Raw genomic sequence first — 16,994 nt, 5'->3', positions numbered from 1 at the left:
AACCTCCAATAGTATTGGAGGTTTTTTTGTTTATTTAATCGTGTAAACTTTTATTATTCTGTTCAATTTCATCGACTTTTTCGACATCTACGACGAAATATTTAGTGTCTCCCCACCAGGCAAACGTAGCAAATCTTTCTTTGAATTTTAAACGAACATTACTACCCTGATAATCTTGCAAAAGCTTGATCACGCGTTCTTCATTATCTTCAATTGAAAATCGAAATACTTGACCGTCTGATACACCTTGGCTCAATTGGCCTTCCCAGGTTTTAAATACCAATCCTTTATAACTCACTTTTACCAATTGACCTGAACGATATCCTTCGCTGTATGTCATATAATAAACTGCTGTGAAATATAATACGATCGCTAAAACTACAATTCCTATAAATCCAAAAAGAAACTTTTTCATGATACTATCTATTTTCTTCCAAATTTAGGAATATTTAATTAGGCATAGAAATTATTTTTATCTCAAAATCCATACCTTTAAACAAATCTAAAAAATTCACTATGTTTCAAATAACCAACCTTATCCTTATTATTCCAGCAATTGCTATAATTGCCATGGGATTTTTTATCGTAAACCAACAAACTACAGCAATTGTTGAACGCTTTGGACGCTTTTTAAGTATACGACAGTCTGGACTTCAATTTAAAATTCCGTTAGTAGACAAAATTGCCGGTCGTGTTAGTCTAAAAATTCAACAATTAGATGTTATCGTCGAAACAAAAACCAAAGACGATGTTTTTGTACAATTGAAGATTTCGGTTCAATTTCAAATTTTACGTGAAAAAGTATACGATGCTTTTTACAAACTTCAAAATCCACATGATCAAATTACTGCCTATATTTTTGATACAGTAAGAGCGGAAGTACCAAAAATGAAACTTGATGATGTATTTGAAAAAAAGGATGACATAGCTCTTGCTATTCAAAGAGAATTGAAACAAGCCATGCTGAATTATGGATATGATATTGTAAAAGCATTGGTTACAGATATCGATCCTGATGCGCAGGTAAAAGAAGCTATGAACAGAATTAACGCAGCAGAACGCGAAAAACTAGCAGCGCAATTTGAAGGAGATGCGCAACGTATATTAATTGTAGAACGCGCAAAAGCCGAAGCAGAGAGCAAACGATTACAGGGTATGGGGATCGCAGATCAACGAAGAGAAATTGCCCGAGGTTTAGAAGAATCTGTTGATGTATTGAATAAAGCGGGTATCAACTCTCAAGAAGCTTCTGCATTAATTGTGATTACACAACATTATGACACCTTACAATCTATAGGATCTGATACCAATAGTAATTTGATATTATTACCAAACAACCCTAATGCGGCAAGTTCAATGCTAAATGATATGGTAACGAGTCTCGTTGCAGCCAACAAAATAAACGAGAGTTCGAATACACCTAAAGACGAATCTAAATAATTAAAAAAGCATTTCGCGAAAAAGTCCTTTTCTTAAAAGAATGGGACTTTTTTATGTATATATAAATTTTATTATTTGTTCGGTTCTAATAATTTTAATCGATCAACAACAACGCCTTTTAAGACTATTTCAGAGGTTTTTGGAATGTTCAAAGGATAACTTGTATCTTTAAAAATTACAGCAACTGAAGGCCCTGTAATTGGACTTTCATTAGAAAATTCTCCATTTGAACCAAGTGCATGATTAACGTCTAATTCGTTGCGAACAAAATTTGGTGGATAGTATAAATATTGCAATTTTTCTGGAACATATTTAAAATTCTTAAAAGACATTGAGGCTGTATCGTCTTTAGAAAAAAGACTAATGTTTTTGAAGGTCGAACTCGCATCGAAAGAACCTTTTTCTCTTCGCTTCGAATCACTCGCTACAAAACCTTCTTTTAAAAATAATGTCCAAGTACTACCTTCAGCCATCGCGACATCAACCATCACTCTACCATTCACCACAGAATGAGGTTGCAACAAAACCGCAGCTTTTCCATTTCTACTCACAACGTTTTTAATAATAATATTATAAACACCAATATCTAAATGCCTACCTGTATGCGCTTCAATTCTACACGTCATCCCTCCTTCGCAAACTAAATTTTTCAACAAAATATTTCTACCTGTATTCGTTTGTGCCAAACCATAGCCAATAGAAGCTCCTGTCATACTAACATTTGCAATGGTGACATTTTCTGGAATATAAGCTGAAGTTTCATCAATCTGAACTGGATTCATGGCTATTGCTGTTCCTTTTGTGTATTCGTCATAAATCGAAAAATTCTCTATCAACACATTTTTGATGTTTCCCATGGCAATAGCTCTTCTAAAACCGTTCGCATTATTTCTTTCTAAATATAATTTTGGTCTTTCTGAAGGGTTTCCTAAACCTTTTAGTTGTACATTCTCAATGGTAGTATCAAACCGATCTACACCAAGATTGAATAAAAACCCTTTTCCTGGTCTATTTGTATCCATATGTATTACAACACCTTCATCGAAAGTGATGTGAATATTGCTCTTTAATAGGACATTTTTAATTTTATAATTACCAGCAGGAATAAATACCTTTCCACCACCAATTTCTGACAACCCATCAATCAATGATTGTAAATTCTCTGTATCAGAAATAAGATTGTTTTTTACAAAGGTTTTGATCTTTTCAGGGGACAAATTTTCTAATTCAGTACCATTATATCCAGCACCCTCTTGGAAATACGGTTGAGCCGGATACAAACTAATATCTGAAACATCACCTTCTGGAATAATCGTTTCTTGTACCTCAATCTCATCCTCTTTTTCTATTCTTTCAGAATCTACTATCTCTGCCTCTGAAGCTGAACAAGAAACAAAACAACAACACAATATTGCTACTAGTATATTTTTCATAATCAATAATTTAAAGCAATCAAAAATAGCTTTTTACCAAATTAACTTATGAGTAATATTATCCTGTAAATCCCACAATTTTACCCAATAAAAAACCTCTGCCAAAAAATGACAGAGGTTTCTATTTAAAACAATTTTATAATTACTTGAAATGCTCTTCAGCAGAAGCTTTTTTCGCTTTTTTAGATTTCACCTTGTTAAATGTATATGTAACTCCTAACTCAACTATAGGCCCATTTCTATGATATTCTGTTTCTTGATAGAATATTTGTTGGTTTTGATTGTTAAATGCATTGGTATCTAAACCTTGTAAATTCGAACTCAACAAATCTAAACCTCTTAAACTAAAATTCCATCCTTCCCATTTTTCTGGAGCGTAATTGAAAGCAATATTCATTGCTTGAAAATAATCGTTAGAACCTTGAGAAGTAACTGTTGCAGAAGTATAATTATAATCTAAAGTAGAACTTAATTCTTTTGTAATGTCTACATTCATATTTCCTTTTAAGCTATAGTTCGTACTTTCTTGATCAACTGCATAACCAAATACATCTCCCTTAATTTTGAAGTTGTACAATGAACCACCTACCAATAATTTTGCCCAAGAGTTTACAAATAAATTAGCCGTTAGCTCCCCTCCTATTGCTGTTGAATTTCCGGCATTTGTGTACGAACGAATCAAGACATCTTCTTGTAATATTGCATGCATGTCTGGATTTTCAATTTGTGTAGTTGTAGTATTTACTCTAAAAACAGCATTTTCTGTACCTCTATAAAAACCTGTTAGGTTGATGTTTTGTTTGCCTATATTGGTTTCGTACGACAGTTCTACATTATTTAAATATTCTGACTCTAAAGTCGGGTCACCAATTACATACACCTCGAAATGACGACGGTATAAGAAAGGAGCCATTTTAGTTAATGAAGGTCTGTTGATTCGTCTACTTGCAGCCAATATATATTTTGTATGATCACTCTTTTGATAGCTAATATGCGCTGATGGAAAGAAATCTAATTTATTTTGTTCATAATTATTCTCTTCAGACAAACCGAAATCTCCCAAATACGAAGTATTCGAAATAAATGTATTTTGTTGTCCATATTCAGTTCTCAAACCAAAATTATAACTGATTTTATCACCAGAACCTGCATAATCAATGTACGCTGCTGTAACTGTTCTATCAAAATCTATAGAGTTGTTTAAATCATCGGTAACCAAATCGTTTTGAAAATAAAAATCACCTTTGATACCAACATATTGTACCTGTGCTCCTACCCCTAACGTTCTACCCGATTCTAATACTTTTTCGTAATCTACAGAACCTCGGTAACCTTGTAAAGGAGTATCATCAGACATCCCATAGGCGCTTTGGTTTTTAGCATTTGCATACTCATTTTCAATATCAGCATCAATAGCTTCTTTTGTATCATAGAAATAATTCGTGTTCGATAGCTCTCTACTCAACCCAGAGCTTTCATAAGTACCTGATAATTTTAAGTTAGAACCTTCTTCAAAATCTACGGTATAATCTACACTCGCAGTATTGTAATTCCCATATCTGTTGTCAATATTCGGATTGTAGATATATTCTTCATCTCTAGCTACTCCCCCAATCGTATTTCCAGATGCATCTGCATCAAAAGTATTGTAGATATAATAAGCCGCTCTACCATTATTTCTATTTCCATAAAAATATGAAAATGACAATTCTTTGGTAGCACTCAAATGAAAATCTACCCCAACATTGGCAGAATAATATTTATACCACTCAGGGCGTTCACCTTGTGCATTCATATGGAAATACGTGTATGGATCGGTTTGATCATCAACTAATACTCTAGCTCTACCAATACGCATTCCATTTACATTTTTTTCATTGTAATTAAACGAACCATGCAGAGAGTATTTTTCTGTATTGTACATTAAATTGATACCTCCAACAAAACGATCGTCTCTCATACTATGACCGCTATATTTATCGGTATCATTTGCCCAAGGAGCGCCACCGATTGTACCTGTAGCAGTTGCAGCAAAACCTTGGATACCACTAGATTTTGTTTTGATGTTGATAATTCCACCTTTTCCTTGTGCATCGTAACGAGCTGTTGGCACTGTGATGATATCAATTTTATCAATGTCGTTGCTTGAAATTTGATTTAATAAAGTAGTCGCATCAATATTGGTAGGTTTACCGTTAAGGTATACCATAAAATCTGAGGTTCCGCGAACGGAAACATTTCCATCAGGTTGTACAGTTACAGAAGGTAATTTACCTAATACATCAGCTGCATTACCACCCTGTGCAGTTTCAAAATCTTTTGCAGCATATGTTTTTCTATCAATTTTTGATACCTGAGTTTTGTTAACACCTGTAACTTCTACTTCACTCAAAGCTTCTGTATTTACTTGTAAAAATATTTTTCCAAGATTCACAAAATCATTGTCTTTCTTTATTTCAATATTTTCTATAACAGTATCCTCAAAACCAATATAAGATACCACAATTGTATAAGTACCTGGTGACAGTTTTTCAAAATCAAATTTACCTTTATCATCAGTACTTGTACCATCTGTTTTTGCATCAGATTGGATCACAACAGTTGCAAAAGGCACATTTTCGTTTGATTCTTTATCTATTATTTTTCCTTTAATTCTTCCATCTTGCGCCAACATTGTTACACTTCCAAAAACAAACAATCCTAGAATTGTTAAGGTAATCTGTATTAAATTTTTCATGATTTTCTTTTGATAATAAACTGCCATAATAATTATTTATTAAAGCTTTATTTTTTTGTAAAATTATAGTTTTTATTGGTTTTAAACTTAAAATACATTAATTCAAATATATCAATAATTAGCTCGTTTGTATCATTTAAAAGTATATAGAAACACGCATAAATAAGACTATAATAATTAAACTATTCTATTCTAAAATTTAAATAATAGCGATGTACATCACCATTATTTTTAGTAATAAAACAAAATTATATAAATTATAAATGCTAAAATGGTCTTTTTGAAATTATTGTGGTACACTTTGTTGATTCATTCTAAAAATTTTCGGTGTCACCCCTACGCTACGTTTGAAAAATTTACTGAAATGAGAATTATCTTTAAACGGCAAGGTATAAGCAATTTCTTGAATACTAAGATTGGAATACCATAACAATCTTTTTGCTTCACTAATTATAAACTCAGAAAGTAAAGTTGAGGCCGAAACATTGGATTCTTTTTTACATATGGTATTCAAATTTTGCGGTGTTGTATTTAATAAAACAGCATAGTCTTCTACTTTAGAAGATGTTATTTTATATGAAGTTAATAAATCTACAAATTTGTGATATAAACTTTCTCTTGTGTTTTCTTTTCGGGTCTCTGACTGCAATAATTTAGCCAACAAAACTTTAAACAACCCCTCTAATACTACATCATTATCTGCTTCATTAGCGTTGTATTCTTTTAACAACATAGCAAACAAAGCGCACACGGTTTCTGTATCTTTAGGAAAAAAATAAGGGTATTTACTCAAATCAAAAAGCAATCTTTTTAGTTCTTTATCTAAAGCATTTTCAATAAAATCTTTTTTCAATAAAATCACATAACCTGAAGGTTCTGATTGCAAATCCCAGAAATGCACCTGTTCTTTTCTAATGATGTTTACAATAAAAGGCGCTATTTCTATTTCATTATTATCTATGGTATGAGTTCCACTGCCTTCTTTAAAGAAAACAATCTCAATATATTTATGATGTTTATGCGGTTTGGTTTTTCGAATATCCTTTTTAAACTCAGCTATTTTAAAAAAATTTTCTGATTCTATTTTATTGTGAATTTTAATCGGTGGCATTGTTACATATTGAAATCAGGGTTATTAATTTCTTACGAAACAATAGTTATGCCAAAAAAAATCGAAGCCGTACAAAACAACTTCGATTTATATAATTAAAAAAACAATTCTCTTAAGCTTTATCGTCTTTTTCTATTTCTTTTGGATCATCTTCTTTAGAGGCTTTTTTGAATTCTTTGATTCCCCCTCCTAGACCTTTCATTAGTTCTGGAATTTTACGACCTCCAAAAAGTAATAAAACAACTACAACAATTAATATTACTTGTGGTGGACCTATCATCCCTAAAAAGATACTATATACATTCATTTTGATAAATTTTGATACGCAAAGATACTAACTTTGATTTACATATGATAGTTGTTTTAAAAAATCAAAACCGGCTACACTTACGACTCTTTACTCGTTGCATTTTCTTTTGGCAATTCTGTCGAAGAAGAAGTCGCTTTTGTTACTTTACCTCCGAGTGATTCTTCAGTAGCAACTGATTTAGGTCTTCCAATATAGGTAACATTTCCTCCAAATTTAGCCTTTGCATCTAATACTTCGGTTACCTGAATGCTACTAATAGCACCTGTAGAAACATAGACAATAGCTTGTTCGGATTGTAAATTTAACCCATTGTAAATAGCTCCAGATACCAAATTGATGTTTTGAGATTTTACAACTCCTTCAAGGTACATAATTCCCCCAGTCAATCCTTTGATTTTTAAATAATCTACAGCTAAATCAAGTTTAAAAATACCACCATCTTGGGCACTTAAAATCAATTGCTTTTGTTTAAAAGTTTGATCAGAAGTAATTGTAGCACCTTGATTTACATCAAATTCTGGAATGATACTGTTGTAATATAAGTTGATTGTTACTTTATTGGAATCGAAAGAACTTCCTAAATTTAAACTTATTTTCAAAGTTCCGTTTTTGTTTTTAAAGGTTACATCTGCTGCTTTTTCACCTAAAATTTCAAGTTTTTGTTCTTCAGATTTGATCAAATTTACCGTTAAACCTTTGTAAACTTTTAATTCTTCTATCTTTTCTAATTGTACTACAACTTCGTTTTGTGCTTTCGCTATAAAGGCAACAAAACATACAATCAAAATCGCTACTTTTTTCATTTCAACTAATTTTATATTTCTGTATTTTTTTACAAAAGTAATGCCAGAATCAATTTTTATGACTTGGATATTTATGAATTTTGCACAATGTTAAAATCTAAATGTTTTCTATCTAGATCGGTATTTTTCACAGTAACAGTAACTTCATCTCCTAATTGATACATTTTACCTGTAGACTGACCTACCATGGCATATTGTTTTTCATCGAAAATATAATAGTCATCTCGCAAATCACGAGTTCTGACCATTCCTTCACATTTATTTTCAATAATTTCTACATAAATACCCCAATCTGTTACTCCCGAAATAACACCTAAAAACTCCTGATCTTCATGATCTTGCATGTATTTAATTTGCATGTATTTGATAGAATCTCTTTCGGCTTTTGTTGCCAAATATTCCATTTCAGAAGAATGTTTGCATTTTTCTTCAAATTCTTCTTGTTTCGGAGAAGGTTTGCCATCCAAATAATTTTGCAACAAACGATGCGCCATTACATCAGGATACCTACGAATAGGTGATGTAAAATGCGAATAATGATCGAAGGCCAATCCATAATGACCAATATTTTCCGTGGTATATTCTGCTTTACTCATCGAACGAATTGCAAGAGTTTCAATCATGTTTGACTCGCCTTTACCATGTACATCTTCTAACAACTGGTTCAAACTATCTGAAGTCGATTTTCTAGATTTTAAATCAATATTGTATCCAAATTTATGAATGATGCCCTGCAAAGCAGTCAACTTATCAATATTCGGTTCGTCGTGTACACGGTATACGAATGTGTTTTTTGTAGGCTTTCCTTTTTTTCTACTTACAAACTCTGATACCTTTCTGTTTGCCAATAACATAAACTCTTCAATAAGTTTGTTCGCATCTTTAGATTCTTTAAAAAATACGCCTAAAGGAACTGCATTTTCATCTAAATTGAATTTCACCTCAACCTTATCAAAAGTAATAGCGCCTTCTTTTAAGCGTTTTTTACGCATTATTTTTGCTAGCGTGTCTAGTTTTAATACTGCATTAACAACATCCTCAGAAACCTCGTATGAACCTTCTCTAATCGAAATATCTTCAGGTATTGTAGTCTTTACATCTTCTTTTCCTTCTTCGATGATTACCTGTGCTTCTTCATACGCAAATCGCTCATCTGAATAAGTAACCGTTCGCCCGTACCATTCGTTTATCAATTGCGCTTTGTCATTTAGTTCAAACACAGCTGAAAAGGTCAATTTCTCTTCATGAGGTCGCAACGAACAAACTCCATTTGATAATTTTTCTGGAAGCATTGGTACTACTCTATCTACCAAATACACCGATGTTGCTCTATCATAAGCTTCGTTATCCATTTCAGAGTTTTCTTCTAAATAATGCGATACATCTGCAATATGGATTCCTACTTCATAATTTCCATTCTCTAAAACTGTAAAAGACAAAGCATCGTCAAAATCTTTAGCGTCTTTCGGATCAATCGTAAAGGTTAAATCTTTACGCATATCTCTACGTTTAGCTATTTCTTCTTCGGTAATAGTTGTATCTAAGTCTTCGGCTTGTTTTTCTACATGTGCCGGAAATTCATACGGCAATCCATATTCTGCCAAAATACTGTGTATTTCAGTATTATGTTCGCCTGGTAAGCCTAAAATTTGGGTTATTTTTCCGAATGGATTTTTAGATTTTTCTGGCCAATCTATAATTTCTGCAATCACTTTTTCACCATCTACTGCCCCATTCAATTTGTCTTTCGCAATAAAAATATCTGCATACATTTTATTGTTATCTGGTACTACAAATCCAAAGTTTTTACTGACCTGTAACACTCCGACAAACTCAGTTTTAGCACGTTCGATAATCTCAACTACATCTCCTTCTTTTTTAGAACTACGACGTTTGTTGTACACATATACTTTTACAGTGTCTTTGTCTAAACCTCTATTGATATTGATCGATGGAATAAACACATCGTCTTCGAAATCATCACAAATAAAATAAGCATTTCCATTAGACGTAAGATCTAAGGTACCTATATGATAATTTTTATTTTGATTTAAAATATACTTACCCCTATCTACTTCTTCTAATTTTCCTTGACCTTTTAAATCTTCTAATTTTTTTATTACCTGATTTCTACCATTGGCATCGCTAATCGTTAATTTGGCACATACTTGTTTGTAATTCAGAATTTTATTTCCTTCTTTACTAAACACACTCATAATATTTCGAGTCAAGTGCCTGATAACATTTCCTTTTTTCTTATATATTTTTTTCTTTTTTCCTTTTGACATTCTGTTTTTTGTTTGTTTAAAAATACGAATTAAGTTGTCGTATTTGTCGTTCCTGTAGTTTAATAAAAGTGAAAATTTTACAGGAATTGTATAAGCCAGTGTAATTAGGTTTTCCCTTTTTTATAAGTGGACACACTGCTTTAAATAAATTTAACTGTTTGCAAAGCTACACTATTTTAAAATAACAAGTAGATTTTAGTCGTTAAGGTATTCATAATAACTACAAAACTATTTATATTATAGCTTTTAATACAAATAGAAACTTAAGGTATTTTACTAAATACAATTGTTATAAACATATAGTAATATATATATAGTTTTATTTAAAATTTAAAAAAAAGAATAATGGACTATGATTGCTTGTTAATAGCCCTAATAACTTTTTTTCTTTTTTATTGTATTATTCAAAAATGGTAGTTTTTAATGTAGTTATTAGAACGTTATAAACAGTCTAAAATATTGTTAATCATAAAAATTAGATAGTTTATTAACAAGAATATTTGAAATGCAAATAAGTATAAATTGTAAATATATATTTCTATTTTTAATGCTCATAACTCAATTTTTTTATGTTGATAACTACACGTTATTTTTATGAAAATAAATTTGCATAATTACCTAGGTGTCCTGTATTGTTTTTTAGCATTTAAAAAGCAAATTTTTTTATAGATTTTTACCTATTATTTGTTAACATTTGAATAACATTGTTAACTCCTTTAGTATTAGTGCTTTTTGAAAAAGTTATTAGAACACCTGTTAATAGCTGGGCTTAATGAATGTTTTAATCTACTATTTAATGTTAATTTAAAGTTATATAATTGAAAATAAGTATATTAACTTATGTTAATTGTTGATATGTTTCGAAACGAATTCTTTTAGATTTATGGGGCTACTTTTGATTCCTTTTTTCATTTATTGTATTTTTGTAGGATTAATTATTTATACATAAAAAATGACAATAGCAATTGGGAATGATCATGCTGGACCAGATTACAAATCAGCAATCGTAGAATTATTAGAAAATAAGGGAATTACTGTAACTAATTATGGTACTGATAGTTTTGACAGTGTTGATTATCCAGACTTTGCTCATAAAGTAGCTGCAGCGGTTGATACAAAAGCTGTTGATTTAGGAATATTGATTTGCGGTAGTGCAAACGGAGTTGCTATGACGGCTAATAAATACGCGAATGTTAGAGCTGGATTGTGTTGGACAAAAGAAATAGTTGAGTTAATAAAACAACATAACAATGCAAATGTATTGTGTATTCCTGCTAGATTTACTTCTATTCCTCAAGCGTTGGCAATGGTTGAAACTTTTTTAAATACTGAGTTTGAAGGAGGACGTCATCAAAACAGAGTTGATAAAATTTCTTGTAGTTAAAAAAAAAATAACAGAAATAAAAAAGCGTAGATCAATTCTACGTTTTTTTTATTTTATAAAGTTACCGTTTGATTATTTTTATAAACTGCGGTGTTTTTGTATTTAGTTTTGTAAAATAAATTCCTGATTTATAGTTTTTTAAATCAATTGTTAGTTCATGATTTACAATGGTATAGATTTTAGAAGCAACTATTTTTGAATGTAAATCGAATATTTCTATTTGGATTTTTCCTTCTTCAATAGGTAATTTTATATGTACGAAATCAGCTGTTGGATTGGGATAAATAGAAGTAATAGTACTCAAATCTATTTTTTCTATAATTTTTCCTTCACATTCTTTACTTGATGTTACAGAAACGATATCGCCCTCATTGATCTTTAAACTAAAATTTGGAATAGAAACTTCTTTTACTTCAATATCATTGATAGCAATACTATAGGGTGCAGTACCATTTTCCATAGAAAAAGAAATCTCATTATTTTTTATTGAAGTATTACTTTTTAATAAAGGTGCATTGTCAATACGAAGTTCAAAACATTGAGATTCGCTTGTATTTGAGGCTAATGAAATACATAGATCGTATGTATTCGGAGAAATATTTTCAATGATTATGTTTTTTGTAAAGTTTAAATTTTCACCGTTAAATGAAAGAATATAGTCTTCATAAAAATCTGCATCAATACTAATTTTACCGTTGTTTTTATTGGAACAATTTTCGGCATACGTTTTAATAGTAAATTTAGTATCGTAGATAGACCAATCCAATCCTTCACCAGTATCTTCTATTGCATCAATTCCTGCAGTCCATCGCGTACCACCTAATTCATATGCCCCTATATCAGGAGAAGCACCTTTGTAAGGCTTGTCAAATCCATTAATAGTAGGTGCTTTGTCTACTACAGCACTTCCTGATTTAGGATAAAAATTTTGATTTTCAGCATCTTCAAAAGGAGAATTCGCATCGATTAGATTATTTTTTATATCAAATTCAGTTCCGTTTTCACCTGCAAACCAATCGGGGTGACTAGAGTAATTATTGTATATTTTATTGTTTTCTTGAGAGAAGCCATTTACCCAAGATGCCATAGCTTCATCTGGATTCCAAATCGTATTGTGGAAAAAATCTAAATTGGTATTGTTCCAATTCACTTGATAACCTGTCCAAGAAACATTCCAAACTACATTGTGATGTACAGTAAATCCTTTGCTATCGTTGTCTAAATAAATACCTGCTGCTTTTCCTGCTTTACTAGGATCATGTGAATATGCTGGTGCGGTTGCATCATGAAACCAATTATGATGAATTTCAGCATTTCTTAAATTACTGTTTCCAACCGTATAAAATATTCCTGAATCACTATTTATTTTTTGTGAATACGAAACATCATTATAGGCTACTTCAAAATTAAGACTTGTAACATACATTCCATCTCTACCTGCATTTTGAATGTAGTTTTTTAATACTTTCGAATTGCTAGCACTACAACGAATAGGGGATGCATGAATACCTAAATAATCTGTATTTAAAATGGTGTTTTTTTCTATAAGACAATTAGAAGCAGCCCATCCAGCAAGTACAATTCCACTAACATTAGAATGGTTTATGGTACAGCCTGTGATTACTGTATTATCTCCTAAAACCTCTAAAGCAGCTTCTCCAACTTGTGCAGAGGTATTGTTTAAAGCATCGTGTCCTTCACTACCATGAAGAATGGTACAGTTTTCTATAGTGTTGTTGTCTGCATTGTTATGAATTTTGACACTACCACCAAAAACATGGATGTCTTTCAGTGTGATGTAATCTCCTTTTAATTCTACAGAATATTTAGTAACAGCAAAAGAAACACTATTTTCAGCTGGTATGGTACCATTTTCAGTTTGAAAGTATAAAATTTTGTTTGTTTGATCGTAATACCATTCTCTGCCTGTGTCTAATGCTTCTAATTTATTAAATAAGTAAACCTGTCCTCTTTTGTTATCAGGACTCCCTTCTATCCAAGTTGGATTGTGATTAGAAAAAGGCCATTTTGTAATATCTACTCCATCGTAATTAATTCTTGTATTGGTATTGCTAGTAATGGTACGTGTCCAACTAGTTCCAGAATGTGCTCCTAAATAATACACCATTCCACCTGTCCAATCAATATCTTGAATACCACCTCCGATTAAAAAATGTGAACCGTCACCACCTGTAACAGGTGTACAATCTATGGTCCATCTATTCGCATCAGAATCATTTGGCCATCTAGCAATATTCATCAATTCATCTTGATGGTATACAACTCTAAAACGACTATCAATGTTCATATCTACTGAGGTTTTGTAAATAGCTCCTGTATGCTGTTGCCATCCATTGATATAATTGGTTGCTCTTATTTCTACACGTTCTCCAGGAGCAGCTTTAAAGGTTAAATTATTTGCAGCAGTTCCGTTTTTATTCACAATCAAAGTTTGTTCGTAAACACCTTCTTTAATGATGCATGTAGCACCGGATGACATAACAGAAACCGCTTTTGAAAAAGTTTTATAAGGATGGTTTTCGGATCCATCATTGTTGTCATTTCCATCTAAAGAGACGTAAATAGTCTGTGCAAAAGAGGTGTTCGATACAAAGAAAAGTAATAGAATAAATATAGAATGTTTCACAATTTTCATAAGGATTGGTGTTCTGTTTAGAAAACCAAAACTATTGAGAATATATAAGTGTAAAGGATACTAAAGGTTTTTTCAAGGATATAAATAGATTCTGTTTTTTTGTAAAAAAACGACTAGAATAGTTTTTTAATAAATTTAACTCAACTAAAACTAGACAAAGTAAAAAAAACCGCTTGCAACGAAGCAAACGGTTTAATTTAATTAATCATCCAACAAAAATTAATTAACCTAAAAATTATATAAAATCTAGCTTAGAAAACGATTTGTTTAAAATCTTTTCATCGTCTGTTTCCATCCATTTATCCAGAATTGTGGCATATACTTCTCTAAAATCCACAGAGTACTTTAAATCACCGTTAGAATCCAAATCAGCAAGGTTTGGTAGTTCGTTATAGAAACCTTGTTTTTTTAGATTTTTACCAATCAAGAAAATATTGTTAGCAGTACCGTGATCTGTACCTTTTGATCCATTTTCTTTTACGCGTCTTCCAAATTCTGAAAAAGTAAGAATTAATGTATCTTTAAACGTGTCGTTTTTTTCAAGATCTTTTACAAAAACCTCCATAGCATTGCTATAAATACTTAATAATTGATTTTGTTTTCGGTCTTGGTCAAAATGGGTATCAAAACCACCCATCGAAACATAATATACTTTTGAATCTAAACCAGAATTGATCAATTCTGCAGTAGTTTTTAATTGTTTTCCAAAAGGGTTGTTAGGATATTCTTGTTTTGATTGAAACGTTTTCGAGGTTTCATAAATATGTTTTGCAGACGAATTTGCTTCAATCATTGTTTTGTACAAATACCCAAGATTGTGTTCGCTTAAATGAGCATCATTTTGCTGATTTACTATTTTTTTGAAATAAGGTGTTTGTGTGTTGTTGAATAAAATACGAGGATTTTGTGTTGCAATTCCGTTTACAGATTCACCTTTCATAATTAAAGACAAACTATCGTCAACTTCAATACCCATAGATGGTAATTTACCTTGGCTATCAATAAACCTGCCTAACCAACCGGTTTGTAAATATTCGTCTGAAGCACTTGCAGAATGCCAAATATCTGTGGATCTAAAATGAGATCTATTTGGGTTTGGATATCCTACATTGTTGATAATCGAAAGGTAGCCTTGGTCGTATAAATTTTTTAAAGGAGCCATGTTTTTATGAAAACCTAAATCACCATTGATACGGATAACTTCGTCTTTTTTAATTGACAAACGAGGTCTTTCACGGTAATAAATATCATTGGTATATGGCACAATTGTATTCAGTCCATCATTTCCTCCGGCCAGTTGTATGATTACTAATTTTTTATATCCCAAACTGTTTTTTGCAACCTGTTCAAAAGCTTTGACGAAGCTTGGTACCATAAACAAACTACTTGCTAAGGCACTATTTTTTATAAATTCTCTTCTTTTCATAAATAAATGGTTTTAGCAAAGTTGGTATTCAGGAATTGACATTAATTGTACGCAAAAATCTCTATTTGATGTTACTTTTAAATTGTTGATAAAAGCGGCTGTTTGCGGGTTAAACGGACCAATAATTAAGCTTTCTTTCAGTTCTTCCGCTGTTAATTTTTGATAATTTTTTTCAAATTCGTTCCACGATACAGAGGTTTTAAAATATCCTTTTCTATTTTTCTTTTTAGCGTAAAATTCTTTAAAATCAGCTTCAATATCTCCTTTTTCTTCTAAGTTGATTACTGCATTATTTAAAATAACAGAAGGTACTTTTAAGCGAAACATTAGGGTATTCGAATCTATCCAACTTTTTCCTCCTTTCCAGCCGGCAACATTTACCGGATTCAATAAAATTTGACCCATCATTTTTTGAAAATAGATTTGATGTTTTACCTTTTCAAAACGCACGGGTACTACTTTGTTGATACCTACCAGCAATTCTATAGGTGATTTTATTTTTACACCGATATTTTCTTCATCATAAAACCAATCGGCTGTAAAAATATATTGCATCAGGTTTTCTATGTTGTAATCTTTATAAAAAATGGTAGTTAACTCTTCTAAGTGTGCTTCGTTTACAACAGGGTTTACGAAGTATTTGTATATTTTTTCAGATATAAATCGAGCACATTGTTTTTGTTCTAAAATGATATCAATAATATCGTTTCCATCAAAATTACCCGTTTTACCAAAGAAAGTTTTATTTCCAAAATCATGAAATTTCTTCTGAAAAATAAAATTCCCCTTTTTATCAGTATTCCAACCGGTAAACGCTCTAGCAGATTCTTTGATATCATTTTCTGTATAGTTTCCTGCACCTAGTGTGAATAACTCCATCAATTCTCTTGCAAAATTTTCATTGGGTTTGCCTTTTCTATTTTGTTTGTTGTTCAAGTATCGAATCATAGACGCTTCATGCGAAATGGCTTTTGTAAAATCGCCAAAATTTCCCAATGCATTTTTTCTAAGTACGTTGTTATAGTGTTGTATATCGAAGGTATTATTGTCTTTACAAACAAAAACATTCGCCCAAAAAAGCGTCATTTTTTCACGAAGAATTTCATTGTTAGAACCTAATCTATCGATCCAAGCGGCGTTTAATTCAACACCTTTTTTTCTGGAAAGTTTGACAAGATTTCTTTGAAAGTCAGGCCCTTTTTCTTTTTTTATCTGTTTGTAGTTTTTATCTCGAATTATTGCCAATTCAGACAAGTCAACTTCTAAAGGAGTGTAGTTTTTTGAGTTTTTAAACAGCGCTTTTACAACTTTATTTGTCGATTTCTTTTTTAAAGAAGCCATTTCGTTTGGTGTAATTCCAAATCCGGCTCTCCAATACAAATGTTGAATATGTGCTGATTTCATAA

The 16,994-nt window shown here is 31.4% G+C and carries 12 protein-coding genes; 2 read left to right on the top strand and 10 right to left on the bottom strand.

The annotated features are described in order from the left end of the window. Positions 1-34: 34 nt before the first annotated feature. Entirely contained in the window at positions 35-415 is a 381-nt protein-coding gene (locus F6P99_RS03935) for a 6-phosphogluconate dehydrogenase (protein WP_152286123.1), read from the bottom strand. Between the two features lie 101 nt (positions 416-516). On the opposite strand from F6P99_RS03935, the gene F6P99_RS03930 reads away from it, so the two are divergent. Next, positions 517-1,440, top strand: a complete 924-nt coding sequence (locus F6P99_RS03930) for an SPFH domain-containing protein (RefSeq protein WP_152286122.1) — start codon at positions 517-519, stop codon at positions 1,438-1,440. Positions 1,441-1,511: 71 nt separating this feature from the next. Here F6P99_RS03930 and F6P99_RS03925 read toward each other — a convergent pair whose 3' ends face one another. From F6P99_RS03925 to rnr, 6 genes are all read right to left on the bottom strand, one after another. Next, entirely contained in the window at positions 1,512-2,873 is a 1,362-nt protein-coding gene (locus tag F6P99_RS03925) for a glycoside hydrolase family protein (RefSeq protein WP_152286121.1), read from the bottom strand. A 142-nt stretch (positions 2,874-3,015) separates the two neighbouring features. Continuing rightward, the gene (locus tag F6P99_RS03920) at positions 3,016-5,610 is read right to left on the bottom strand and encodes a TonB-dependent receptor (RefSeq protein WP_193315985.1); all 2,595 of its coding nucleotides are present in this window, start codon (positions 5,608-5,610) and stop codon (positions 3,016-3,018) included. Positions 5,611-5,896: 286 nt separating this feature from the next. Further along, the gene (locus tag F6P99_RS03915) at positions 5,897-6,721 is read right to left on the bottom strand and encodes an AraC family transcriptional regulator (RefSeq protein ID WP_152286119.1); all 825 of its coding nucleotides are present in this window, start codon (positions 6,719-6,721) and stop codon (positions 5,897-5,899) included. Between the two features lie 112 nt (positions 6,722-6,833). Then, positions 6,834-7,028 carry a twin-arginine translocase TatA/TatE family subunit gene (gene tatA / locus F6P99_RS03910; RefSeq protein ID WP_152286118.1) on the bottom strand — a complete coding sequence of 65 codons (195 nt, stop codon included), beginning with the start codon at positions 7,026-7,028 and terminating at the stop codon, positions 6,834-6,836. An 80-nt stretch (positions 7,029-7,108) separates the two neighbouring features. Then, positions 7,109-7,834: a GIN domain-containing protein gene (locus tag F6P99_RS03905; RefSeq protein ID WP_152286117.1), complete on the bottom strand. Its 726-nt coding sequence runs from the start codon at positions 7,832-7,834 to the stop codon at positions 7,109-7,111. Between the two features lie 71 nt (positions 7,835-7,905). Next, on the bottom strand, positions 7,906-10,122 hold the full coding sequence (rnr, locus tag F6P99_RS03900) for a ribonuclease R (protein WP_152286116.1): 2,217 nt from the start codon (positions 10,120-10,122) through the stop codon (positions 7,906-7,908). 952 nt (positions 10,123-11,074) lie between these two features. Here rnr and rpiB point away from each other — a divergent pair. Continuing rightward, positions 11,075-11,506 carry a ribose 5-phosphate isomerase B gene (gene rpiB, locus F6P99_RS03895; RefSeq protein WP_152286115.1) on the top strand — a complete coding sequence of 144 codons (432 nt, stop codon included), beginning with the start codon at positions 11,075-11,077 and terminating at the stop codon, positions 11,504-11,506. Positions 11,507-11,567: 61 nt separating this feature from the next. Here rpiB and F6P99_RS03890 read toward each other — a convergent pair whose 3' ends face one another. The 3 genes from F6P99_RS03890 to F6P99_RS03880 form a co-directional block, all read right to left on the bottom strand. Then, entirely contained in the window at positions 11,568-14,162 is a 2,595-nt protein-coding gene (locus F6P99_RS03890; protein WP_152286114.1) for a T9SS type A sorting domain-containing protein, read from the bottom strand. A 235-nt stretch (positions 14,163-14,397) separates the two neighbouring features. Further along, positions 14,398-15,588 (bottom strand): DUF1501 domain-containing protein, encoded by a 1,191-nt coding sequence (locus F6P99_RS03885; protein WP_152286113.1) that lies wholly within the window; start codon positions 15,586-15,588, stop codon positions 14,398-14,400. Positions 15,589-15,600: 12 nt separating this feature from the next. Next, complete coding sequence (locus tag F6P99_RS03880) at positions 15,601-16,992, bottom strand: DUF1800 domain-containing protein (protein WP_152286112.1); 1,392 nt, start codon at positions 16,990-16,992, stop codon at positions 15,601-15,603. Positions 16,993-16,994 lie beyond the last annotated feature (2 nt).

The organism is Flavicella marina (genome assembly GCF_009193215.1).
Taxonomy (GTDB): domain Bacteria; phylum Bacteroidota; class Bacteroidia; order Flavobacteriales; family Flavobacteriaceae; genus Flavicella; species Flavicella marina.
The sequence above is the reverse complement of the archived record's forward strand: the minus strand, read 5'-3'. Positions and strand labels throughout refer to the sequence as shown.

What these genes read in the sequence shown, in the direction of transcription:
- F6P99_RS03935 (WP_152286123.1), bottom strand. Translation starts at nt 415, where the DNA reads ATGAAAAAGTTTCTTTTTGGATTTATAGGAATTGTAGTTTTAGCGATC.
- F6P99_RS03930 (WP_152286122.1), top strand. Translation starts at nt 517, where the DNA reads ATGTTTCAAATAACCAACCTTATCCTTATTATTCCAGCAATTGCTATA.
- F6P99_RS03925 (WP_152286121.1), bottom strand. Translation starts at nt 2,873, where the DNA reads ATGAAAAATATACTAGTAGCAATATTGTGTTGTTGTTTTGTTTCTTGT.
- F6P99_RS03920 (WP_193315985.1), bottom strand. Translation starts at nt 5,610, where the DNA reads ATGAAAAATTTAATACAGATTACCTTAACAATTCTAGGATTGTTTGTT.
- F6P99_RS03915 (WP_152286119.1), bottom strand. Translation starts at nt 6,721, where the DNA reads ATGCCACCGATTAAAATTCACAATAAAATAGAATCAGAAAATTTTTTT.
- tatA (WP_152286118.1), bottom strand. Translation starts at nt 7,028, where the DNA reads ATGAATGTATATAGTATCTTTTTAGGGATGATAGGTCCACCACAAGTA.
- F6P99_RS03905 (WP_152286117.1), bottom strand. Translation starts at nt 7,834, where the DNA reads ATGAAAAAAGTAGCGATTTTGATTGTATGTTTTGTTGCCTTTATAGCG.
- rnr (WP_152286116.1), bottom strand. Translation starts at nt 10,122, where the DNA reads ATGTCAAAAGGAAAAAAGAAAAAAATATATAAGAAAAAAGGAAATGTT.
- rpiB (WP_152286115.1), top strand. Translation starts at nt 11,075, where the DNA reads ATGACAATAGCAATTGGGAATGATCATGCTGGACCAGATTACAAATCA.
- F6P99_RS03890 (WP_152286114.1), bottom strand. Translation starts at nt 14,162, where the DNA reads ATGAAAATTGTGAAACATTCTATATTTATTCTATTACTTTTCTTTGTA.
- F6P99_RS03885 (WP_152286113.1), bottom strand. Translation starts at nt 15,588, where the DNA reads ATGAAAAGAAGAGAATTTATAAAAAATAGTGCCTTAGCAAGTAGTTTG.
- F6P99_RS03880 (WP_152286112.1), bottom strand. Translation starts at nt 16,992, where the DNA reads ATGAAATCAGCACATATTCAACATTTGTATTGGAGAGCCGGATTTGGA.